The 292-nt window shown below is 70.9% G+C and carries 1 protein-coding gene; it reads left to right on the top strand.

Annotation, left to right across the window (positions count from 1 at the left end; translation table 11 throughout):
* Positions 1 to 50: 50 nt before the first annotated feature.
* Positions 51 to 292 (top strand): hypothetical protein (locus SB719_RS19570; protein ID WP_412159655.1); only part of this gene is annotated, 242 nt, incomplete at its 3' end.

Raw genomic sequence — 292 nt, 5'->3', positions numbered from 1 at the left:
GAGGTGGAGGCCGCGACGCGCTACCACCTGCAGCACGACGCCGCTGCCGCATGAGCGACGCCGACTTCATCGAGGTCACGCCGGGCGCGCTGTCGCGCGATGCCTGCGCGGCGATCGTCGCGCGCATGCGCGCCAGCCGCGACCTGCAGCCGGGTGAGATCGGCGGCGGCGTCTATCCCGATCTCAAGCGCAGCCGCGATCTCGCGATCAGCGAGCGCGAGGACTGGGCCGATGTCGCGCAAGGCCTGAACGTCGCGGTCTTCGGCGGCCTGGTCGCCTATTTGCGCAAGTA

The sequence above is a fragment of the Pantoea sp. SIMBA_079 genome (assembly GCF_046940275.1).
In the GTDB taxonomy this organism is placed as follows: Bacteria; Pseudomonadota; Gammaproteobacteria; order Enterobacterales; family Enterobacteriaceae; genus Pantoea; species Pantoea borealis.
This window is presented reverse-complemented; position numbering and strand designations above follow the sequence as displayed.